At 62.2% G+C, this 22375-nt stretch carries 23 protein-coding genes; 15 read left to right on the top strand and 8 right to left on the bottom strand.

From position 1 onward, the window contains the following. Window positions 1-10: 10 nt before the first annotated feature. The 6 genes from GN300_RS05060 to GN300_RS05035 form a co-directional block, all read right to left on the bottom strand. A complete protein-coding gene (locus GN300_RS05060) occupies window positions 11-994 on the bottom strand; it encodes an intradiol ring-cleavage dioxygenase (protein WP_063315808.1) in 984 nt (327 codons plus the stop codon). Window positions 995-1060: 66 nt separating this feature from the next. Then, complete coding sequence (locus GN300_RS05055; protein ID WP_063315809.1) at window positions 1061-1987, bottom strand: PaaI family thioesterase; 927 nt, start codon at window positions 1985-1987, stop codon at window positions 1061-1063. Window positions 1988-2031: 44 nt separating this feature from the next. Continuing rightward, complete coding sequence (locus GN300_RS05050) at window positions 2032-2814, bottom strand: pirin-like bicupin family protein (protein WP_003940511.1); 783 nt, start codon at window positions 2812-2814, stop codon at window positions 2032-2034. Window positions 2815-2929: 115 nt separating this feature from the next. Beyond that, window positions 2930-3676, bottom strand: coding sequence for a pirin family protein (locus tag GN300_RS05045; RefSeq protein ID WP_003939960.1), 747 nt, complete (start codon window positions 3674-3676; stop codon window positions 2930-2932). Window position 3677: 1 nt separating this feature from the next. Then, complete coding sequence (locus tag GN300_RS05040; RefSeq protein WP_007731415.1) at window positions 3678-4643, bottom strand: pirin family protein; 966 nt, start codon at window positions 4641-4643, stop codon at window positions 3678-3680. A 114-nt stretch (window positions 4644-4757) separates the two neighbouring features. Beyond that, window positions 4758-5480 (bottom strand): IclR family transcriptional regulator, encoded by a 723-nt coding sequence (locus GN300_RS05035; RefSeq protein ID WP_003939719.1) that lies wholly within the window; start codon window positions 5478-5480, stop codon window positions 4758-4760. Between the two features lie 138 nt (window positions 5481-5618). On the opposite strand from GN300_RS05035, the gene GN300_RS05030 reads away from it, so the two are divergent. The 6 genes from GN300_RS05030 (at window position 5619) to GN300_RS05005 (ending at window position 11088) form a co-directional block, all read left to right on the top strand. Next, window positions 5619-6068 carry a nuclear transport factor 2 family protein gene (locus GN300_RS05030; protein WP_042452740.1) on the top strand — a complete coding sequence of 150 codons (450 nt, stop codon included), beginning with the start codon at window positions 5619-5621 and terminating at the stop codon, window positions 6066-6068. 49 nt (window positions 6069-6117) lie between these two features. Further along, window positions 6118-6954: an SDR family NAD(P)-dependent oxidoreductase gene (locus GN300_RS05025; RefSeq protein WP_007731420.1), complete on the top strand. Its 837-nt coding sequence runs from the start codon at window positions 6118-6120 to the stop codon at window positions 6952-6954. Further along, the gene (locus tag GN300_RS05020; RefSeq protein ID WP_063315810.1) at window positions 6947-7729 is read left to right on the top strand and encodes an SDR family NAD(P)-dependent oxidoreductase; all 783 of its coding nucleotides are present in this window, start codon (window positions 6947-6949) and stop codon (window positions 7727-7729) included. Before GN300_RS05025 ends, GN300_RS05020 begins: the two co-directional genes overlap by 8 nt. Continuing rightward, window positions 7726-9183 (top strand): FAD-dependent oxidoreductase, encoded by a 1458-nt coding sequence (locus tag GN300_RS05015; RefSeq protein WP_050654819.1) that lies wholly within the window; start codon window positions 7726-7728, stop codon window positions 9181-9183. The genes GN300_RS05020 and GN300_RS05015 overlap by 4 nt, the downstream gene beginning before the upstream one ends. A gap of 76 nt (window positions 9184-9259) precedes the next feature. Beyond that, complete coding sequence (locus GN300_RS05010) at window positions 9260-10573, top strand: MFS transporter (protein ID WP_007731424.1); 1314 nt, start codon at window positions 9260-9262, stop codon at window positions 10571-10573. A gap of 26 nt (window positions 10574-10599) precedes the next feature. Next, window positions 10600-11088: a nuclear transport factor 2 family protein gene (locus tag GN300_RS05005; protein WP_007731425.1), complete on the top strand. Its 489-nt coding sequence runs from the start codon at window positions 10600-10602 to the stop codon at window positions 11086-11088. Between the two features lie 68 nt (window positions 11089-11156). Here GN300_RS05005 and GN300_RS05000 read toward each other — a convergent pair whose 3' ends face one another. Then, window positions 11157-12797: an ABC-F family ATP-binding cassette domain-containing protein gene (locus tag GN300_RS05000; protein WP_063315811.1), complete on the bottom strand. Its 1641-nt coding sequence runs from the start codon at window positions 12795-12797 to the stop codon at window positions 11157-11159. 208 nt (window positions 12798-13005) lie between these two features. Next, entirely contained in the window at window positions 13006-13563 is a 558-nt protein-coding gene (locus GN300_RS04995) for a TetR/AcrR family transcriptional regulator (RefSeq protein ID WP_021332048.1), read from the bottom strand. Window positions 13564-13614: 51 nt separating this feature from the next. Here GN300_RS04995 and GN300_RS04990 point away from each other — a divergent pair, with 51 nt between their 5' ends. From GN300_RS04990 to GN300_RS04950, 9 genes are all read left to right on the top strand, one after another. Further along, window positions 13615-14574, top strand: a complete 960-nt coding sequence (locus tag GN300_RS04990; RefSeq protein WP_021332049.1) for a DMT family transporter — start codon at window positions 13615-13617, stop codon at window positions 14572-14574. Further along, window positions 14571-16166 (top strand): amidohydrolase, encoded by a 1596-nt coding sequence (locus GN300_RS04985; RefSeq protein ID WP_063315812.1) that lies wholly within the window; start codon window positions 14571-14573, stop codon window positions 16164-16166. The genes GN300_RS04990 and GN300_RS04985 overlap by 4 nt, the downstream gene beginning before the upstream one ends. Window positions 16167-16888: 722 nt before the next feature. Next, window positions 16889-17830 carry an Ig-like domain-containing protein gene (locus GN300_RS04980; protein ID WP_233405573.1) on the top strand — a complete coding sequence of 314 codons (942 nt, stop codon included), beginning with the start codon at window positions 16889-16891 and terminating at the stop codon, window positions 17828-17830. A gap of 218 nt (window positions 17831-18048) precedes the next feature. After that, window positions 18049-18549, top strand: a complete 501-nt coding sequence (locus GN300_RS04975; protein WP_003939763.1) for an alternate-type signal peptide domain-containing protein — start codon at window positions 18049-18051, stop codon at window positions 18547-18549. Between the two features lie 26 nt (window positions 18550-18575). Then, window positions 18576-19118, top strand: a complete 543-nt coding sequence (locus GN300_RS04970; protein WP_019745195.1) for a hypothetical protein — start codon at window positions 18576-18578, stop codon at window positions 19116-19118. 65 nt (window positions 19119-19183) lie between these two features. Next, on the top strand, window positions 19184-19855 hold the full coding sequence (locus GN300_RS04965; RefSeq protein WP_233405572.1) for a signal peptidase I: 672 nt from the start codon (window positions 19184-19186) through the stop codon (window positions 19853-19855). Between the two features lie 9 nt (window positions 19856-19864). Next, complete coding sequence (locus GN300_RS04960) at window positions 19865-20470, top strand: SipW-dependent-type signal peptide-containing protein (RefSeq protein ID WP_021332053.1); 606 nt, start codon at window positions 19865-19867, stop codon at window positions 20468-20470. 8 nt (window positions 20471-20478) lie between these two features. Then, entirely contained in the window at window positions 20479-21078 is a 600-nt protein-coding gene (locus GN300_RS04955; RefSeq protein WP_063316043.1) for a signal peptidase I, read from the top strand. Between the two features lies 1 nt (window position 21079). Next, window positions 21080-22153, top strand: a complete 1074-nt coding sequence (locus tag GN300_RS04950) for a hypothetical protein (protein WP_233405571.1) — start codon at window positions 21080-21082, stop codon at window positions 22151-22153. The last annotated feature ends 222 nt before the right edge of the window (window positions 22154-22375 follow it).

Below are 22375 nucleotides of genomic sequence, written 5' to 3'. Positions count from 1 at the left end.
GGCTCCTACCTCAGGCGTCGATACCCAGGTTGATGACGGCGAGGTAGGACCCGTCCGACTGCTTTTCGACGGTCATGAGGCCGGTGTCGTCGTAGATGCCGTCACTGGCGTTGTTCGTGTTGTTCTCACGACCGGTGTGCTCGCTGTACGGGGACTGCGAGTACACCTCGTCGAGAAGGGTCTCGTCGAAGAAGGTCTGCGACGTGAGGACCGTCTTCTTGTCGATGTGAACCTTGACGTGGATGTGGGTGGTGCGGCCCATGTACCAGCCGGGAAAGATCGTGGTGAACTGCGCGATGCCGTTTGCATCGGTGGTCTGCGCCCCGCGCAGATAGGTACCGTCGTCGGTGGTGGTGGCTTCGGTGTCGCCGACGCTGTACGAACCGTCGGAGGTCTCACCGGACCCTCCCATGCCACCGCCCATTCCGCCGGGGGCGCCTGACGGTGGTTCGCCCATTCCGCCTCCGGGTGCACCTGACGGAGGTTCACCCATCCCGCCGGCCGGGGGAGTTCCGCCACCGCCGCCGCCGTTGGCGCTCAGCGAACCGGATTCGAAGCCGGAGTACACGCCGCCGGCGTCGCAGTGCCAGATCTCGACGACGGCGTTACCGACCGCGCCGATGCTGCCGTCGACGTTGCACTGGCTGTTGTCCTGCACGCGCATCGCAACCTGCAGCGTGGTGCCCGGACGGTCCTCGCGGATGTCGCCGCGAATGGAGTCGACGTCGAACCAGTAGGGACCCTGCGTCTCTTCCTTGCTCATGACACACTGCGGTGCTTTGGCCAGAAGTGCGGTGACAGCGTCGCCGGACGTGGCCGCGGCGGAGGTGCCGGAAGTGGTTGTCGTCGACGCAGCCGCAGCCGAAGTCGTCGTGGCGGTGCCACTGTTGCCGGAGCACGCTGCGATGAGCCCGCCGAGACTGATGGTTCCGCCGAGGGCGAGAGCCCGCCGACGGCTCACGCGCAGCCTGCTCGCTTCGATGTCTTTGTTCACGCCGCTGTACCTCCATTGTGTGGGCTGTTGTCTCAATGGTGGACGGGCGACCTGGTGCGGAACTGGTTATCCGCTGTGAACTTGCTGGGAGAGCATCTGAATGCTCGAAGTGGCCCGCACATAGACCTGTCCGCCGGCGTCGACGATGCGAGTTTCGATCAGCGCGAGCCTGCGCCCGGCACGAATCACGGAGGCCTCGGCGCGCAAGACCGGCCCGCCGATGTCGGGTGAGCGCAGGAAGTCGATCTTGTGGTCGAGGACGCGATAGTCCTGGTCGACGCTGGTCAGGGTCTGGGCAGACAGGCCAGTGATGGCGTCGACTGCCGAGATGAGGACACCGCCCTGAACGGCGCCCAACGGGTTGGCCATCCAGGCCACGGGTGCGAACTCACCGACGACGGAACCCGGGGTCACGTCGACGACAGCAAGATCGAGGAGACCGGCGAGTGGACCGCGTTCGAGTTTGCCGTCGCGGATTCCTTCGACGACGTCGGACCCGGACAGCCCGCTCAGGTCGCTTGTCTTCTCCGGCGTCGGGACGGGCAGCGGCTCGCCCTCCACGTAGTCGTCGATTCCCACGACGGGGGGACGCGAGACCACCATGGCGCGACCGGCCATCACTGCCAGAAGGGTGCCGTTCTCGTCGCGAAGTTGCCCGGATGCGAGTCCGACGCCGTCGTCGAGATGCACGAGTGTTCCGGTGGCACCGACGTCCGCGATGTCGGGGATGTCGGCGCCCGCACTGACCGTGACCTGCGCGAGCACGGACTGATGGCCCGAGGTCAGTCCCGAGTACACCGCGCCACCCATGGCACCGTCGATCATGACTCCGATGGAACCGAGCACGGTTTTGCCACGGTGATCGTGGAATCGCTCGCCGACGGCCTGCGCGAAGGCCAGGTCCCCGGGCTCGACCGAAACGGCGCGCACACCCATCAATGTGTTGAGTGGGTCAAGCTTCTTGACGGGCGCGGCGGAGTTGTCGATGCTCATCTGTCGAGTATCTCCAGCGCGCCGAGTCCTGCCGAGACCGGGTCTCAACCACCGATACGTGAATGCATCTCCCAGACGAGGACTTCGGCCCCGGCGTCGGAGGTCAGCTGCTGGCCACCTGAATCGCTCAACCGGACAGCATCGCCTTCGTATAGTGTGCCGACGCCCTCCATCTCGGCAGTGCCCTGCGCGACGAAGACGTGCAGGAACCGTGCGCCCGGAAGATTCACGGAGGTGCCCGGCAGAATGCGTGCGACATGCATGGCGGCGTTCTTGTTGTTGATGCGAATCGCCGAATGATCCTTGTAGCGCTCCATCCCGGAGGCAACCGGGATCAGACCGCCGCGCAGCAGTTCGTCGTCGATCTCGAGCTGTTCGTAACCGGGGGTCAGTCCACCTTCGTCCGGTACCACCCACATCTGAATGAAATGCACGGGGTCGGAATGCTGTTCGCCGCCGATACGCCACGAATCGTTCTTCTCACTGTGCATGATTCCGGTACCGGCGCTCATGCGCTGGGCGAGTCCCGGATAGATGACGCCGGTGTGGCCGATGGAATCCTGGTGCACGAGCGAACCGCGAAGCACCCAGGTCACGATTTCCATGTCCTTGTGCGGATGGGTGTCGAAACCGGTTCCCGCCAGTACGGTGTCGTCGTTGTTGACGAGCAGCAATCCGTGATGAGTGTTGTCCGGATCGTAGTGCTGTCCGAACGAGAACGAATGTTTCGAATCCAGCCAGGAGACGCGGGATTTCAAGCGATCGCCGGAGCGGTGCACATCGATGTGCGGTGTCGTCCGTGGGGCCTGTGCTCGACCAGATGCCATGGCTCCTCCTTCTGTACCACCGGGATCCACCACAATCGGGATCCGCCACTACCGGCATCCACCCTACGACGAACCTGCTGTGTAGTCCGAACATTGGGCGTACTCGGTGGTGTCGTCAGTTCGTCGACGCGTGCATCTCCCACACGAGTATCTCCGCATCGCCGATTCCCTCGACTCGTTGACCGCCAGTATCCTTGAGTCGCAACGAATCTCCCGGACCGAGCAATCCGACTCCCTCGACGTCGACAGTGCCACCGGCGATGAAGCCGTGCACGTACGGCGCATCCGGGAGAGATACCGACCCACCGGTCTCGAGGCGAGCAACATGCAGTGCCGCATGTTTGTTGTGCAAGCTGATCGCGCTGTGGTCGCGATGCGCGGGCATCCCCGACGCCAGGGTGATCAGGCCACCGCCGTCGAGTTCGGAGTTGATGTCGAGTTCCTGATAGCTCGGAGTCACTCCGGATTCGTCCGGGGGTATCCACATCTGGACGAGGTGAACGGGCTCGGTGACACGTGAGCCGTCGGCCCGGAAGCGATCGTTGCGCTCGGAGTGCAGGATTCCGGTACCGGCGCTCATTCTCTGCGCGAGTCCGCGATGGATGACTCCGGAGTGCCCAGCGGAATCCTGGTGAACCAGAGATCCGCTGAGCACCCACGTCACGATCTCGGTGTCGCGGTGCTGATGAGTGTCGAAACCGTAGTCGGCTTCGATGATGTCGTCGTTGTTCACCAACAGAAGTCCGTGCGCGTACGCGGCGTGATCGAAGTTTCCGGCGAAGGGGAAACTGTGACGCGCCGTGAGCCAGCCGTAGTTGAGATGCGCACGTTCGTCAGCTCGCTGGACGACTACCGACGACATGTCAGCTCAGCGTCTCGTGTGCCGCCGGGATGGATCCAAGGCGTCCGGCCTGGAAGTCCTCGAAGGCCTGCATGACCTCGGACTTGGTGTTCATGACGAACGGCCCGGCCATCGCGATGGGCTCACGAATCGGTTTGCCGCCGAGGATGAATACCTCGAGAGATTCGGTCCGTGAATCCTGGCGATCGGAAGCGGCGACGGTGATGGAGTCACCGCGTCCGAAGACAGCTGTCTGTCCGACACGAATGGGCCGACGCTCGGCCCCGACCGTGCCTTCGCCGGCGAGGACGTAGACGATCGCGTTGAACTCGGGGTTCCACGGAAGCGTCAGGCTCGCACCCGGGGCCACAGTCGTGTGGGAGAGCGCGATGGGTGTGTACGTCGATCCGGGTCCGGCGTGGCCGGCGATGTCTCCGGCGATGACGCGTACCAAGGCTCCGCCGTCCGGCGAGGAAAGCAGGGCCACCTTGTTACCGGTGATGTCCTGGTACCGCGGAGATGCCATCTTGTTGTCGCGAGGCAGGTTGACCCACAGTTGGACGCCGTGGAAAAGGCCGCCGCTGAGGACGAGGTGCTCCGGCGGAGTTTCGATGTGGAGGATGCCGCCACCCGCGGTCATCCACTGGGTGTCGCCGCCGCCGATAATGCCACCGCCACCGTTGGAGTCCTGGTGCTCCATGATGCCGTCGATCATGTAGGTCACGGTTTCGAAGCCGCGGTGCGGGTGCCACGGTGTGCCCTTGGGTTCTCCGGGTGCGTAGTTGACCTCGCCCATCTGGTCCATGTGGATGAAGGGATCGAGGGCGGAGAGGTCGATGCCGGCGAAGGCGCGGTGAACGGGAAAGCCTTCACCTTCGTATCCGACCGGTGCGGTGGTGATGCTCTTGACGGGGCGGTCGACTGCTGACTCTGCCGGCTCGTCGAGACGGGGCAGGGCCAAGATGTTCTCGACTGTCACAGCAGGCATGTCGTACTCCTTGTATCCGTGAAGCTGATGGCAGGTAGTTGATTGTTCAACTATCTCATTCGGAGTCAACAAAGTCGAGCCCCGGGTATTCCCGGGGCTCGACTGGTGTTCGGATCAGCGCAACATGCTGCCGAGGGTCTTTGCCGCTGCCATGACCTCGGCGCCCAGCGCTGCTTGGTCCTCGGAGTCGAAGACGGAAATTCCGAGGCTGGAGATGGCGTCGCGGCGTCGGCCGGGGATCACCGCCGAGATTCCCAGGACGGACGGGATGACCTCGCCGACGGTCACTGCGTAGCCGCGTGCGCGTGCCGCCGTCACTTCCTCTCGTTCCCCGCTCGTCGGCGGGAGTGAGGCAAGGATGGAAAGCCCGGCGGAGCCGCGGTCGATCGGATCGACCTGCCCTGGATGAAACGCGACGTGAACCTTGGCGCTGCGTGGTTCGACCACCATCAGCGCGCGCACTTCGGTATCGCTCTCGCGGACCACCAGGTGCGCTGTCGCCTCGGTGGCCTCGGCAAGTTCTTGAAGTATCGGGCGAGCGAGAGTGCGCAAATCCTGTTCCACCGGTTCGGCGAGGGTGACCAGGCCGGCGCCGAGAGTGACGCGCTTGAAGGAGTCCTTGCGGCACAGGTGATGAGCCTCGAGCGTGCGGATCAACCGATGTGCGACGGTTCGGTGGACTCCCACTCCGTCGGCGATGTCGGTGACCGACAAGCCGTGCGGATAGGACGTCAGGAGTTCCAGGATCTCGAGTCCGTGGTGCAGCGTTTTCGACATGCTCGAGTCCACTTGAACTGCGCTTTTGCGCGGTCGGTGTTCCTCGCTCAGCTCTGACATCAAATCCCTTTCTTGACGTTTGTGAGGTATGCCACCTACGCTTTGAACATATCGCACAGTGTGTGCGATTATCGCACACTTTACGGAGCTGCACAACCTTCGGGTGGATGCAGCACAGCGTGTTCGGAGAGAACCTTCATGAGCAACTGCAGCGTCGTGGCAACGGAGGATGTTGCCGCAATCCACCAGCTGTACGGCCACCAGAGTCATTGCATAGACTCTGGGCGCCAGCAGGATTGGGCGCAGACATTCACCGATGGCGGTGAGTTTCATTCCCCCAGTTATCCGGAACCTGTGGTCGGTTTCGACGACCTTGCGGCTTTTGCTGCTCGCTTCTTCGCTGCGGCGGAAGCTGCCGACGAGGTGCATCGCCACGTTCTGACCAATCTCGTCGTCGAGGCGGTGGACGAGAGTGCTCTCACAGTGCACGGGTACCTGCAGATCGTTGCCACCGCTCGCGGCGGAGACTCGCGACTGGTGCGGATGACAACTGTCACAGATCACGTGGTTCGGGTCGGTGAGGAGTGGAAGATCGCCCGCCGCACCGTTTCCCGCGACGACGCGCCCCGAGCGTCCGAACAAGCTTGAAGTACCGAAATGTTTCTTGCACAACAATATTCAGTAGGAGAAGTACATCATGACCGAAAGCTCTGACCAGACGAACCCGGGCCGTACCGTTGTGACGCAGATGTCGGCGGTGTACCCGGAGTTGGCAGGCAAGGTCGCAGTGGTGACCGGCGCGGCTCAGGGTATGGGTGCGACGTTCGCCGAAGGACTGGCAACGCGCGGCGTACATGTCGTCGGCGCCGACATCAACGAAGAGCAGATGCTCGCCACGGCCGCACGAATCAACACGGACCTCGAATCGAATGCACTGGCGGACAAGCCGGGTCGCGTCGTCGGAGCTCGGGTCGACGTCACCAAGCCCGACGAGCATGAATTGCTTGCACAGTTGGCGTTGAAGGAGTTCGGCCGGGTCGATTTCTGGATCAACAATGCGGGTATCTTCCCGTTTGCGCTGGCCGAGGAGATCACCCCGGAGCAGATCGGCGCAACGCTGAGTGTCAATGTCGAAGGAGTGCTCTACGGTGCGCAGGCGGCGGCACGTCACCTCGGTCCCGGCGGCGCCATCGTCAACATGTCTTCGGTGTCTGCGCTGCGTGTGCGGAAGGGGAGAGGCGCATACTGCACGTCGAAAGCTGCCGTTGCGCACCTCACGGAGTCTCTCGCAGTGGAGTTCGGCGACAAGGGTATTCGGGTCAACTCCATTGCACCCGGCTACATCGACACGGCGATGACGAAGTGGGTTCAGGAAGATCCGATCGCGCTCGCGAACGCGCTCGACGCGGTACCACTGCATCGTCTGGGCTCGCCCGAAGAGGTCTTCGGCCCGCTGCTGTTCCTGCTCTCGGACAGCGCGCGTTACGTCACCGGGCACAGCATTGCGGTGGACGGTGGTTCGCGGCATGTCTGAGTCCATGACATATCCCGGCGTCGTTCTCGTTACCGGCGGTGCTGCCGGGATGGGGGCGCATCACGCGCGCACTCTCGCCGCGCGCGGTTCGCATGTCTGCATTGCCGATGTTTCGGATTCATCCGGCGTGGTCGACGACATCGTCGCCGCAGGCGGATCGGCGTCCGCTCATATTCTCGACGTCACCGATGTCGATGCCTGGGACCGGGTTGTCGACGAAATTCGCACCACCCGTGGGGAACTCGGCGGACTGGTCAACAACGCCGGCATCTCGCGTCGGCTCGAATTCATGGACACCCCGAACGACATCTGGGAGCTGACCATGAAGATCAACCTCTTCGGCCCGTTCTACGGTATGAAGGCGGTGGCGCCGCTGATGCGCGAGAGTGGTGGCGGATCGATCGTCAACATCTCGTCCATCGCCGGTCAGATCGGATACTTCTCTCCGGCTTACTCGTCGAGCAAGTGGGGTCTGACCGGTCTGTCGAAGTCGGCCGCAGGTAACTTCGCGCAGTGGGGGATTCGCGTCAACTCGGTGCACCCGGGACTGGTCGGTACGGCGCTGCTCGGCGGCGCGAACGACTTCGTCGCCGCGTCACTGAAGTCGGTTCCCTTCGGACGCATGGGAACTCTCGACGAGATCACCGAAGCAGTGCTGTTCCTGCTCTCGAACAGTTCGACCTACACCACCGGTACGGAACTCACTGTCGACGGCGGGTTGGTGTCGAACGGTCTTTACCACCGCATCATCGCGGAGACTGGAGAACTTTCATGACCGAGCACTGGGACGTCGTTGTCATCGGTGGCGGCGGAGCAGGTCTCGCCGCTGCGGTGTCGGCAGCTGAAGAAGGCGCATCCGTTCTGCTGTTCGAATCCGAAACCGAACTCGGTGGATCCACCGCGCTGTCGGCCGGCATCTTCACGGCCGCCGGAACGAGCGTGCAGGCCGGCCTCGGCGTCGACGACTCGGCAGAGAAGTTCTTCCAGCACTACATGGACCTCAACCAGTGGATGCTCTCACCCGGATTGATTCGTGCGTTCTGCGAAAACGCCGGTCCGACACTGGAATGGCTCATCGGACTCGGCGTCGAGATTCCCGCGACGATCTCGGGTAACGCTCACCAGCCGGGACTCGCCCAAGCCGGCGTCGAGGACGTCTGGCGCGGCCACGTGCCCAAGGACCAGGGATACGGACTGATTCAGGTGCTGGACAAGGCTCGTCGTAAGCACGGGATCGAGGTCATCTTCGGAACACGGGTGCAGAAGCTGATCGAGGAAGACGGTCGGGTTGTCGGCGTTGTCGCCGACGACATCGAGGTGCCTGCGGGCGCCGTCGTTGTTGCCTCCGGTGGATTCGCGCAAGATCCGGGTTTGGTGGAACGCCACTTCCCGGACGCGAACAAGGCCGGAGAGGCCTTGTTCGTCGTCGCAGCCGAGGGGAGCCGCGGAGACCATCTTCGTTTTGCCGAAGACCTCGGTGCTTCCCTGGCGGGCGACGGCTGGGGTCTGATGCTGCCCACCGTCTACTTCCAGCGATTCCACCACTGGCAGGCCGGCTTTCCGCCGAAGTCGCGGATCTACGTCAACCAGGACGGCCGTCGTTTCATGGACGAGGACAGCTCGTACGCGGTCTCGACCGGCATCATCGACCATCAGGGTGGATACGGTTGGATGATCTTCGACGAGAACGCTCGCGTGAATCTGGCTCCAGGATATGCGGATTGGAATCCCGAACGCATCGAGGAAGAAGTTGCCGCCGGTGGCACGATTCGTGCGGACACGATCGAAGACCTCGCAGTGGCTACGGGTGTTCCGGTTGCGACGTTGGCGCAAACCCTGCGTCGATGGAACGACCAACTGCCCAGCGGTCACGACGACGACTTCCTCCGCCATCGCACGTTGCGGAACAAGGGTGCCGTCGGCAATCCGGATCCTATTGCGACAGCTCCGTTCTATGCCGCGAAGATCCTTCCGGCAGAGCTCGTCTGTACGCATGCGGGAATGGAGATCAACACCGATGCGGCCGTGCTCGGCAGCACCGGAGTACCTATCGAGGGTCTGTACGCCGCAGGTGAGGCCGGCGCCGGAATCCTCGGACTGAGATACGTGGGCGGCGGCAATGCGGTTGCCAACGCTTTGACCATGGGCCGCGTAGCGGGACGTAATGCGGCGAATTACACCAGGACCAGCGCTGAGAGCGCACCGGTCCATTCCATCGCGCACTCCTGACGTCCGACGTCTGCGCGGCACCGAATCCAGTCAGTATCCAATCCAGGCAGGGAACAACATGTCAGAGAATGAGACCATGGCGAGAGCCGAATCCACCGAGGGCAGCAGCGTGGCAACCGAACGACAGTCGACGACGAAGGTAATTCGCGCGGCCATCGTCGGTACCGTCGTCGAGTACTACGACTTCGGTATCTACGGATACATGGCCACGACGATCGCCGCGCTGTTCTTCGTTTCCCATGACCCGAACGCAGCACTGCTCGGTACCTTTGCAGCATTCGCCGTGGCCTTCTTCCTACGCGTGCCCGGCGGCATCTTCTTCGGCCACATCGGCGACAAGTACGGCCGCAAGAACGCGCTGTCCTGGACCATCCTCCTGATGGTTCTCGCGACAGCCGGAATGGGCCTGCTGCCGACTTACGCCACGTTGGGTGTGTGGGCGACGTCCATCCTGGTTCTGGCTCGTTGCCTGCAGGGCTTCGCGGCCGGCGGTGAACTCGGCGGCGCCAACGCGTTCGTCTCCGAGTCCGCTCCCAAACGGTGGCGTGCGACGCAGACCTCGATGGTCAATACCGGCACCTACCTGGGTTCGCTGGCAGCTTCGCTCATGGCCCTCGGCCTGACGTCGGTATTCTCGCAAGAGCAGATCCTCGAATGGGCTTGGCGTATCCCGTTCCTGCTCAGCCTGCTGATCGGTGGCATCGGTATCTGGATCCGCAGCCAGATGGAAGACACTCCTCAGTTCGAAGAACTGCAGGACAAGGGTGAGACCAAGAAGCTTCCCATCCGTGAGTTGCTCAGCACCTCCGGTGGCAGCGTCGTCAAGATCATCCTGCTGGGCGCACTCATCACCGGCGGTTACTACATCGCCTCGGTGTATGCCGCGACGTACCTGCAGACCACCGGCGGTCATTCGTCGCGCGTTGCTTTCCTTTCCACTTCTCTTGCACTGGTTCTCGGCGTCATCACGTTGCCGATCTCGGGATACATGGCAGACAAGTACGGGCGTCGGCCGGTGCTGTTCGCCGGTAGTGCCGCCGCAGTGGTTCTCGGAATCCCGATGTTCATGATGATGGCCGGTTCTGGCATCTGGCAGGCGGTTGTCGGTCAGTCAGTGCTCTTCATCTGCGTTTCCGTTGTCAACGGTGCTTCGTACGTGACCTATGTCGAAATGCTGAAAGCATCTGTGCGGTACAGCGGTCTGGCATTGGGTAACAACGTCACCAACATGTTCCTCGGTGGCACCGCGCCTTTCATCGCCACCTATCTCATCAGCTTGACCGGCAACTCTCTCGCTCCGGCTGGATACTTCGTCTTCTGTGCGGTGATCACCCTCGTCACGGTCTTCTTCATCAAGGAGACCAAGGGTGTTGAACTGCAGGTTGATTGATCATCGGGTAGAACAGGAGCCTGACCGTGTCCCTCGCTGACAAGCAAGAAATCACCGAAGTTCTGTATCGCTACGCTCGGGCCGTCGATCGGAAGGATTTCGACAGCGTGGCCCTCTGCTACTTCGACGACGCGATAGACAACCACGGTGGCTACATCGGAACCGTCGACGGGCTGATCGAAGACATGAAGCTCAGACACAAGACGATCGACTCGTCGATTCACTGCATTTCCAACATACTGATCGACGTCAACGGCGATGTCGCTCATTGCGAGTCGTACTGTTTGTGCTTTCTGCGGCAAGAGCGTTCCGGTACGGATACGGTGCAGACGCTTGCGACGATCAAATGCCGTTACGTCGACAGGTTCGAAAGGCGCCACGGTGAATGGCGAATCGCCGATCGGATTGTCGTGTTCGACGAATCCCGTGAAGACGTGATCGAGAACATCCTGTCCACGGACTGGGTGACGCAACGTCGATCCTTCGACGATCCGGTGTACACCAGGACGCCTTGACCAGTAGTGCAGACGAAGGCCTTCACACACATCGTGTGTGAAGGCCTTTCGCCTGTTCACTTCTCGTGTCAGCTCACTGCGCCCGGTGCGGCGACCTCGGTCAAACGGCCGTCCGAGAGCCTGAGCCAGCGTTCGACTTTGACCTCGGCCAGGAATCTCTCGTCGTGGCTGACCACCACGAACGCCCCCTGATATGCATTCAGGGCACTTTCGAGTTGAGCAACGCTCACCAAGTCGAGGTTGTTGGTCGGCTCGTCGAGAAGAAGCAGCTGCGGGGCCGGATCGGCGAAGAGAACGCACGCCAATGTAGCCCGCAGTCGTTCACCGCCCGAGAGTGCAGCGACGGGAAGATGAGCACCCGCACCCCGAAAGAGGAAGCGTGCCAGGATGTTCATGCGTTCCGGTGCCGGTAGGCCTGGAGCAGACAAGGCAAAGTTCTCTGCGACGGTGCGTGCGGGGTCGAGTAGGTCGAGCCTCTGCGACAGGTATGCCACTCGACCGTCGGCTCGCGTGATCTCACCGGAAGTCGGCGCCACATCCCCGTTGACGATGCGTAGCAACGTCGACTTTCCGACGCCGTTCGGCCCGGTCAACGCGATACGCTCCGGTCCTCGAATGGCCAGGTCGATTCCGGAGTCGGCGAAGATCGCATGATCACCGAACGCGAATTGCATTCGCTCACCGAGGAACACCGTCCGGCCGGCGGGTACATGTGTGCCAGGCAATTCGAGTGAAATCGTCTGGTCGTCTCGAAGAGCGCGGCCCGCTTTGTCGAGTCGGTCCTTCGCCGCGTCGACCCGGGCGAGGTGTGTCTCGTTGGCCTTGCCTGCCGACTCCTGAGCATTGCGCTTCATGGTCCCCGCAAAGATCTTGGGCAAGCCCGCGTTCCCGAGATTGCGGGCAGCGTTACTTGCGCGTCGCGAAGCACGTTCTCGGGCCTGCTGCAGTTCGCGCTTCTCGCGCTTGACCTCTTGCTCGGCGTTGCGGATGTTCTTCTCCGCCACTTCGCGAGCCGAGCGTGCCGCGGCTTCGTAGTCGGTGAAATTGCCACCGTAGAAGCTGATCTCGCCGCTGTGAAGTTCGGCGATGCGGTCCATGCGGTCGAGTAGTCCTCGATCGTGACTGACCACCAACAGACAACCACTCCAGTCGTCGAGAACGTCGTAAAGCCTGCGGCGCGCGTCCAGGTCGAGGTTGTTGGTGGGTTCGTCGAGGAGAAGGACATCGGGGCGTCGCAGGAGTTGCGCCGCCAGTCCGAGCGAGACGACCTGCCCGCCGCTCAGAGTGTCGAGGCGACGATCGAACGTCATGTCGGCCAAACCGAGTCGACCGAGTTGGGCTCGCGTTCGTTCCTCGATATCCCAGTCGGACCCGATTGTCGTGAAGTGTTCTTCTCGTGTGTCCCCGGATTCGACTGCGTCCAACGCAGCGAGCGTCGGGGCGATGCCCAAGACCTCGGCAATGGTCAGATCGCCCGTCAGTGGCAGGTCCTGCGGAAGGTATCCGAGAACGCCGTCGACGGACACACTGCCGGCGCGCGGCCGCAACTGGCCGGCGATCAATCTGAGCAGAGTGCTTTTCCCGACGCCGTTCTGGGCCACCAGCCCGGTTCGGCCGCCGGGCACGGTGAATGACAATTCGTCGAAGACCGGAGTGTCGTCCGGCCAGGCAAAAGACAGATTCGAGAAAACGATGTAGGTATCGGACATGAATAGACCTCAGGTGTTGTGCGGGCGCGGCAACGCTGCTCCGCGAAGAGTCGGGTAAGTGAACGACAACATGGCCACGACGGCAGCGCTCCGAGGCGTCTGCCGGTGGCCGTCATGCCCGGTTTTATCCGGAGATGTCGAGTTCACCAACCATGTCTGATCCTTTTTGGTCTGTGTTGTTTCATCCGACGATAACAGGAGCCGGTATCTACATACGAGCAATACCGGCGCAGAGAAGTTCGACCAGTCGTCGATACACCCGATCCGGGTCGGTGCCGGCCGGTTGTCCCTCTACCGATTCGAGGATGCAGAAGCCGTGCAGCGCACTGCGAAGAGACCACGCCGCCTGCTCCGAATCATCCGGGCTCAGACCGTATCCCGCGATCACCTTGTTGATGACGTCGACCACCTCGCCGACGGCGGAGACCAGATCGGGATGCGGAGCAGTGGGGTAGCGGTCGGTGATGGCGTAGAGCCCGGGGTGTACTCGGACGAACGCACGCCATGCGTCCGCGAGCGCCATGACGGCGTCGTCGCGCGAGAGACCGACCGCGGCGGCACGCAGTTGTTCGGCGAGAAGGCTGCGTGCGAGGAGGCTGAGTTGATGGTGGACGTCGTCGACCCCGTCGACGTGTTTGTACAGCGCTGACTGCCGGACGTCGAGGGTCTCGGCGAGTTGACTCAGTACCAGAGCGTCGGCGCCTTTGCTGTCGACCAGATCGGCTGCGGCAGCGATCACGCGTTCACGGGTAACCGGAGTTCTCATGCACGCATCTTCCCTGTATGACAGGCCTCGCGTCGGTGATACATTATCACCATGAGTGATGAAGTATCGCCACGCGAGCTGTCCGGCGATCAACTACGCCGTCGTGACCTGCGCGTAGTCGTCACCGGTGCATGCATCCTCGGGTTGACCTCGGTGCTCTATGAACTCTCAGGAGTGTCTCCGTCGACGGGTGCATTCTTTCGGTGTCTCTATGCGCTCATCCCTCTCGGCATGCTCGTGCTCGTTCAGCGTCGTCGGTCACCCCGGCCTTCGGTCTCGGCGCCCTGGATCGTGAAGTCTCTACTTGCCGGCGCGTTCCTCGGAATCGATCTGGTGCTCTGGCACGAGTCGATTCATTCGATCGGGGCAGGTCTTTCGACTGTGATCCTGAATTTGCAGGTGCTGTTCGTCGCAATCCTCGGCTACGTTGTTCTGCGCCAACGGATCGGCCGGGAACTGGTCGCCAGCCTTCCGTTGCTCTTTGTCGGAGTTGCTCTGGTAGCCGGGGCGAGCACAACGCTCACCGGGTCGAATCCTGCTGTCGGAGTGTCGTTTGCCGTGATCGCCGCAGGCGCGTACGCGGTCTACATCTTCCTGATGGGTCTGGCTACTCGGGCGGCGGGCAGAACGGCGTTGCCGATGTTCGTCTCGACGGGAGCCACTGCCCTCACGGCAGGTGCATACGGCCTCGTGAGTGGAACTTTGGATCTGACCCCTTCACTCGTAGCTCAAGGCTGGCTTGTGCTGCTCGCGTTGGTATCTCAGGTGATCGGGTGGCTGCTGGTAGCCAGCGCCAGTCAGCGTCTGCCTGCCAGTGCAGTCGCCGCCAGCCTCGTGTTGCAATCGGCGTCAGCACTGTTGTTCGGCGCAGTGCTGCTTGCACAGACCCCAACTCTCGTCCAACTTGCGGGTGCCGGAATGATTTTGGCCGGAGTGGTTGTGGCGACGCGGATACCCGCGAAGAAATCCTCGACGACTGTTGTCGGAAAACGAATGGAGACAAGCGTATGACCACGGCGGCTGACCACATCTACATCAACGGCGACATCAGGGCCATGGACGGTGCGGTCGGCGATAACGCCACCGCTGTGGCAGTCAAGGACGGCAGATTTGTCGCCCTCGGAACTGACGCCGAGATCTCGGCGCTGACCGATTCCGAAACCTCCGTTGTCGATCTCGCCGGAGCGGTGGTTGTGCCGGGGTTCATCGAGACGCACCTTCATCCGATGATGTGGGGTTTGATGCTCAGTGGGGTCGACGCAACGACGAATACGTGCCCGACCATCGAGAAGTTGATCACGGCGTTGGCCGCGCGGGCCGCGATCACACCAGTTGGCGAGCCCATCGAAGCGTGGGGCTTCGACGACAGCCTCGTGGCGGAAGATCGAGGCCTGACCGTAGCTGATCTGGACAAAGCCTCCACCGAGCATCCGATCCTGGTGCGGCACTTGTCTGCTCACGGAATCTATGTCAACTCGGTCGCACTGGAGAAGGCCGGGATCGATGCCACCACGGTCGATCCGGAGGGTGGTGTCATCGTTCGAGACAGCGACGGTGTACCCACCGGTGAACTGTGCGAGGTTCCGGCAATGTCTCTGGTGCACGGACTTGTTCCGGATATGAACCCGGATGCGTCCAAGATCGCGATGCTGCGGGCGCAGGAAGTCATGGCGTCGGTGGGCGTGACGAGTTTCCACGACATGTACGTCACGGCCGAGATGTACGAGGCGTACCGGCAACTCGACGCCGATGGTGACTTGAGGCTGCGTGCGCGCCTCTATCTCGGCCACGGGGTTCACGATCAGTTGGGTGAACTCGCCGATCCGACCGAGCGAGTTCGTGTGGGCGGCGTCAAACTCATTTCGGACGGGTCGATTCAGTTGCACACCGCTGCGCTGACCGCGCCGTACCACGATCTGGGCGGATGCCACTGCGGCGGAATGGCAATCCCGGCAGGTGCGCTCGGGGCACTCGTCGAGGAACATCACGCTGTCGGCCGACACGTTGCGATTCATACCAACGGTGATCAGGCCATCGATTTTGCATTGGACGCAATTGCAGCGGCACGGACGGCGCACCCGGACATCGAAGTTTCGCATCGACTCGAGCACGTTCAGACGTTGCGGGAAGATCAGATCGCGCGGATGGTCGAACTCGGGGTGGTGGCGTCGATCTTCGTGAACCACGTCTACTACTGGGGTGACCGGCACCGCGATCGTTTTCTCGGACCGGGTCGCGGCGAGCGGATCAGCCCCGTGGCGTCGGTCGTGGCGGCGGGGCTTGCCTACGCGCTGCATTGCGACTGCCCTGTCACTCCAGTGAACCCGCTCTTCACGATGAACACCGCCGTACATCGTGTGACGCGAGAAGGTCACGTTCTGGGTGCGGAGCAACGGGTTTCCGCGTCCGAGGCGCTGGCCGGCTACACAAGCGCAGCCGCTCGTCTCACCGGTGAGTCATCGGACAAAGGTCGGATAGCGGTGGGACTTTTGGCGGATTTTGTTGTGCTCGACGGAGATCCGCTGCGCAGCGAATCGACAGACTTGAATGAACTGTCGGTCCTGCGCACGGTTGTCGGAGGTGAGACCGTCTTCGGGGCGTAGATGCTCGTCGTTTTACCTTGGGATTGGGTGCCGGTAGTCAACTCCTTACCGGCTTCGCAACTGTAGATGCACGTGGGCCGGGGAGCGAATTTGCTTCCCGGCCCACAGCTTTGGATGCAGCACGGGCAGTCGCGATTCGATGGTCGGACAAAGTTATTGGTGGAGTGCTGGTTTCGGAGCGCGCGAGAGTTTGTCCTGGCCGGCCGATCCGGCGGGGCGCAGCGATCGATGGCGCCCGTGTCCGTGGCGCTAGTGGACGAAATGCGGGGGTCTCGAAACGGCTCGATCCTTCTGTTTGCTCGAGGGTCGCTGTTCTCGGCGAGTTCGTTCGTGGATTCCCGGACATACCAAGAGTATCTAGAACTTGTTCTTGTTTGGATCGGAATGAATCGCCCGTTCGATCGCAGAACACTTTTTGGTAAATAGTTGCGATGCATAGCTAACTATTTCTAACGGTACTGGTCAGGGTGCAGAATTAGCCCTTGGGGGATGTCGAAATTCCTTCTGAACGTTTGACCAGTAAAACCGCCACAAAAGCTGATACGTGTGATAAAAATTGATCCGAAGCGGAGCGGTTGCTATGTATGAGCGAGGGCATGCACAGCGTCACGGTTCGGCTCGCAAGCTTTCTGCAACATGTTTGGCACCGATGGCGGATGTACCTCGTTCCGCCATCTCTTCACCCAATGCCCGGCAACGGGACAGACGAAATGAGTCTTCACATGCCTCGATTTTTCCCGGTCGGGGACGGACGAGAATCCCGTCTCCCCCGGCGCGCCACTGCTGTGTTGGCGGCTCTGCCGGCTGCACTGCTCCTCGCGACCTCGGGTGCGCTGCTTGCACCTGGTAGCGCCGCGGCCGCCCCGGGCGACGACATCACTGACCAGTGCCTGGAGATGTCCCAGAACGGTGGACCCTGGGTGAAGCCGGCGGCCTTCGATCCCAGTGGAACCGACTACATCCCGATCCCCGGTGACGAGGGCACGCAGTTGGCCTTCAACGTTCGTAATGTCTGCGACCTTCCTGCCACGCTCACTCTTTTCAGTGAGAGCTGGTCCGTCTCGGGCGGCGGCACTGCGACAGTGCGGGGCAAGCTCGACGGCCAGGTCGGCCAGCAGTTCGTGATCGGGCCGAATGCGAATTCGTCGACGCGGATCGAGCTGGTGAAAACGCCTCTCGCACAGAACGCCAACGTGATGGCTGGTTTCATGATCGGCATCCCTGCCGGCGAAGTTTTGCAGGGATACGAGATCAACCCCGGCTGGGGTCTGGTCCTGGTGGAGGGCGAGCCTGCCGTGGTCGCCCCGAGTGCTCCGACCGACTTGTCTCTGGGCGCCGCCGAAGTAGAGGCGGGTACACCCGTCAAGGTCTCCGGCAAGGCAGAGCCGAACAGTACCGTCACCGTGACCGGAGGCGGCGCCACCTGCACCGCCACCGCGGATACGAGTGGGAACTTCAGCTGCAACCTGACGATCACCACGCCCGGCAGTCATCCGATCACCGCCACTGCGACAAATGAGGGTGGGACCAGCCCGGCCTCTACCGCGGTGACGGTGAAGGTCACGGCGAAAACCACCGATCCAGGTGGCAGCAGCAGCGGTTCGCTCGGAAGTAGCACCGGTTCGCTCGGAAGTCTCGACCTGTTCGGCAGCCTCGGCGGATAACCACTCCGGCCCAACCGGCCACTTAGACCTCGCGATGCACGGGGCGATCTCGACCATCTCCGCGCATCGCCAACCTTCTCGGTCACCGAATTCAATTCGGCGGCTTCATTTCCCATGCCCCTTCCTGGGGCTGTTTCACCGGAGTGCACATCCGCACGGCCCGGGCTCAACCAAGCGCGTCGGATGTCCCGCCGCGAACTGCACAGGAGGAATACCAGATGAACAAGACCACAAAGGGTGCGATCGCCGCAGGTGCGGCTGCTGTTCTGCTCGCAGGTGGTGCCGGAACCATGGCTGCGTGGAACGCGTCGACCGGCGCTGGCGGAAGCCAGACCGTCAATGCCGGCTCGATGACGATCAGCGAAGCGGCCGGCTCCGGCGTATGGAAGCTCGGCGCGAACACGTTCAACCCGGCCAGCGACAAAATTGTCCCCGGTGACGTACTCACCTACACCGCCACGTACAACTACACCCTCGTCGGCACAAACCTGAAGGCGACGCTGACACCTACCGTCGGCGGAATCTCCGGGGCTCTCGCGAGCAAGCTGGAGGTCGCGACTGCCGGTGGTCAGAACGCGAGCGTCTCCGCGGGCACTGGCACGCGCGATATCACCACGACGATCACGTTCAAGCCGGACACCACCAACACGGACGGCGCTGGCCAGGCAGCCACGCTGTCGGGAGCCTCGGTCACCCTCGAGCAGACGCTCACCCCGTAGTTAATCCGTAACCAGAAGAAGGTCACGTGAAGACCCAATACAAATGGGCGATCGCAGCGTCGTCGGTTCTGCTCATCGGGTTCGTCTCGGTGCAGCAGACCGGCGCGCTGTGGCGCGATACCGCAGAATCGACCGGCGGCACTATCCAGGCAGGCATGCTCGATATCTCTGCCGGCGGTGAAGGGGTCAAGCAGTTCAACCTCGATGGGTTCAAGTTGGACAACAAGGGCCCGGGCGACAGCATTCAGATGCCTCTGCCGGTGATCAACTCCGGCAACGTGCAGATGAACTACGTGCTTTCCGATGTTGTACTCAACGGCGCGACCCCACCGCCGCTGAGCCTGCGCGTGGCCAAGGTAGCCAACGAGGCGGCCTGCACCGCCACTGGCGACGTGGGCACTGAGCTCTACAACGGTGCCATGGACGGCGCGGCCTTTTCCGAACAGCTGGTTCCGGCCGGGCAGATGCAGGTGTTGTGCCTGCGGGCCACGTTGGGCCAGGGCGCGGCAGCGAGCCAGCAGTCCAACGCGACGTTCACTTTCGACGCAAGCTCAGTGAGCCAGTCATGACCGTCACCGCGAGAAGCCGGCGTGCAGGCGAACGTGCCGAGTATCGACCCCGGCACAGCGCACACGTGGAAACATCTGAGCGGCAACATGATCCCGAACAAGGCGGAGACGACAAGACCACCCTATGGTGGTGGACTCGCACCATCGTCTCGTGGGTACTGCTGCTGCTGATGGTCGGCATTCTCGCGGTGATGGTCGTTATCCCTCGACTCACCGGCTCCACCGCGTACACGGTTCTCACCGGTTCGATGGAACCGACCATGCCCCCTGGCACGCTCATCGTGGTCAAGCCGACCCCCAACGAGGATCTGACCACCGGGGACGTGATCACGTTCCAGCCCGTCTCCGGCGATCCAGCGGTGGTCACCCACCGCATCGAAGGCATCTATTACACGGGGGAAGGGGAGCGTCGCATCCACACTCGCGGCGACAACAACCCCGTCGCCGACTCGTGGTCGCTGGTGCCCGAGCAGATCCGTGGTCGGGTCATCTACTCGGCGCCGTATCTGGGCCGGGTGAACTCGGTGATCAAAGGGCAATCGCGTTCGATTCTCACCACAGGCGTAGCTGCGGGCCTGGCTGTATATGCCGTGTGGATGGTCGTCAGTGGCATCCGCGACAAGCGGGGCAAGGCCGGTGACGACGAAAGTGGCACAGACCCGACTCTTTCCGGCCCTGAACTCGGCGCGCCGGTATTGCCCGCCGATCCATCGGCACCAACCTCCGAATCGAAATAGGACAGCAGAATGTCTACAGAACAGAAATCGGGCGGCGACGCGCGTCTCGGGGCGCGGATGCGAAGCCGTCTGGGCGAGACCGGTTGGATACGGACCCGGGCCGTGCTCTCACTGGGCATGGTCCTGGGCCTCGGAGCGGTCGGCACGATGGCGGCGTGGTCCGACAGCGCTACTGCGACCACCGGCATGTTCAGCACTTCGTCGGTCCAGCTGAAAGTCGACAACCAGCGGCCCGCACACCAATTCACCGAACTCAAGCGCAACAGCATGCTGCCAGGCCAGAGTGAGGCCGGGGCATTGACGGTTCAGAACACCGGAACGGCCAACTTCCAGTGGGCGGTATCGGCAACGGCCACTGGCTCGTCCGCGCTGATCGGGAAGCTCAAGGTTTCGCTACATCAGACCGGCGCCAACGACGGCAGTACCTGTTCAGGACCGATCATCGGGACGCAGCAAGCGTTCTCCGGGAACCCGACACTCGTCTCTGGCCGATCACTCGCTGCCGGTGTTTCGGAGCAGGTGTGCATCAAGGTGACCGTCGATTCGACCGCGGGTCAGACGGAGCAGTTCAAGATCGCCGATCTGGGCTTCAACTTCACCGCAACGGGGCAGTGATCATCGCGATGGACAGCACCGATGAGGAGGTGAGCGTGGGACGCAGTCGTGGCAAGGAAATTGCCTTGAATGTGGCTGCGGTCGCCGGACTCATCTGCATAATCGCCACTCTCGCGTCCCTGATATTCGGGATCAAACCGCTGGTGTTTCGCTCGGGTTCGATGGAACCTGCAATTTCCACCGGTGCGCTGGCGCTGGCGAAGACCGTGCCTGCAACTGAACTGGCTGTCGGCGACGTGATCAGCGTCGACAACGACCAAGGCGTGCGCATCACCCACCGTGTAGTCGAACTCGAATCGGCAGGAGCGGACACCGTGCTCGCCACGCTCAAGGGCGATGCCAACAATGTGGCTGATCGACTGCCCTACACCATCACCGAGGCCGACCGAGTGTTCATCAGCGTCGGTGGGCTCGGCTATGTCGTTGCTTGGCTTTCCAGCCCGCTCGCAACCTTCCTCGGCGGCGGATTGGTAGGCGCGGTGCTGGTCATCGCATTTGGACGAACTAAAGACCGGCGTCTGGAGAATGCCCGCGCCGCCACTACAAATGACGCCCGCGTCGATGCTGACGAAACCTGCGGGAAGCTTCAGGAGGCTCATAATGATTGAAATGCGTCGGGCTAGCACCCGCATGAAGTCGCTGCGGTCGTTGATCGCCATCGGCGGCGCTGCTGCAGTGGCTTTCGGCCTGGCTCAGGCCAGCGGGACGTTGGCCAATCCAACTGACGTGGTCAATTCGACTGGTGCACAGGTGGCGACGGGCAACTTCTATCCGACGCCTTTGACCTCGTCGGTGACCTGCACTACAAACCCCGATCGTTGGTACGACTTGGCGGCCAACCGGGCGGAAATCACCTGGGCCGAAGTTCCAGGTGCGACAGGCTATGTGGTCGAGCTGGTGGATCGCGGTAGCGGTGTAGTCCGACAAGGACCCTTCCCGAAGGCCGCAAATGATCGAAAAATCAGCGGCATCACAGCTGTCAGTCCACGAGGTGATGGGCTCTATGCCCGGGTGTATACGGTCAATGGTCCGGCGACATCTTCGGGTTACACGGTTTCCAATAAGGGCATGTCGCACAAGGATCTTGTGAGTAGCCGCACAGAATGTGAAGGTAGCACTGGCACAAACAAGGCGAATGCGCAGTGGGAGAACGTCTCCACCTGGAATCCGAGCACCCCGGCGCCGAATGGGGGGAATCCGCTCAGCAGGATGCAGGCCGAAGCGATGGTGCCGAACGAGCCTGATGCGTTGGAGACGACCACCACCCAAGCTCCGTCCACGAGCGAGACCGCCAATCCGACAACGTCTACCGAGCCGACCAGCACAACGGAGGCCACGACCACGACGGCACCGAGCACGACAACTCCGGCACCGACCACCCCGGAAACCACGTCGCCGGAGACCACTCCCTCGGCTGATCCGAAGCCGGTTCTGACGGACACAGTCGAGAGTGGCGGCCTCACCGGCGGCTGGACTGCGGGTGGTAACAAGGTTGCAGTGGTCGACGCCGAAGGCAACGAACTCGCAAGTGGCCGTGTCGAATCGGGTTCCACTCTGCATTGGTACAACGGCCAGTTGTGGATTGTCGGGGCAACCGAGGTCTACCGCATCATGGAGTCGCCGCAGGACGGCACGTGGAAGTTCTACAAGGACAGCGGGCAGAACATGCCCGACTTCGGGTAACGGCTCATCACTCGACCTCTCGACTGTTCCCCCGAGTCTCCGGACCCGGGGGAACAGTCGTAGGTCCGCATGTTCCGACGGTGTGGCCAATCAGGTAACCGGCTGGTCGCCCGCTGGAGAGGTTTCGGCCGCCCGTGAACTGGATAATCCAACTGCAGACGGCAACGACGTGTAGAGATGCCTGAAGTGTTCGCAGTGGATTGGCACTTATTCGGGGCTCGA

The organism is Rhodococcus sp. Ni2, from assembly GCF_021352185.1.
In the GTDB taxonomy this organism is placed as follows: Bacteria; Actinomycetota; Actinomycetes; order Mycobacteriales; family Mycobacteriaceae; genus Rhodococcus_F; species Rhodococcus_F qingshengii.
Note: the sequence above shows the minus strand (reverse complement) of the source record. Positions and strands in the feature narration are given on the sequence as shown.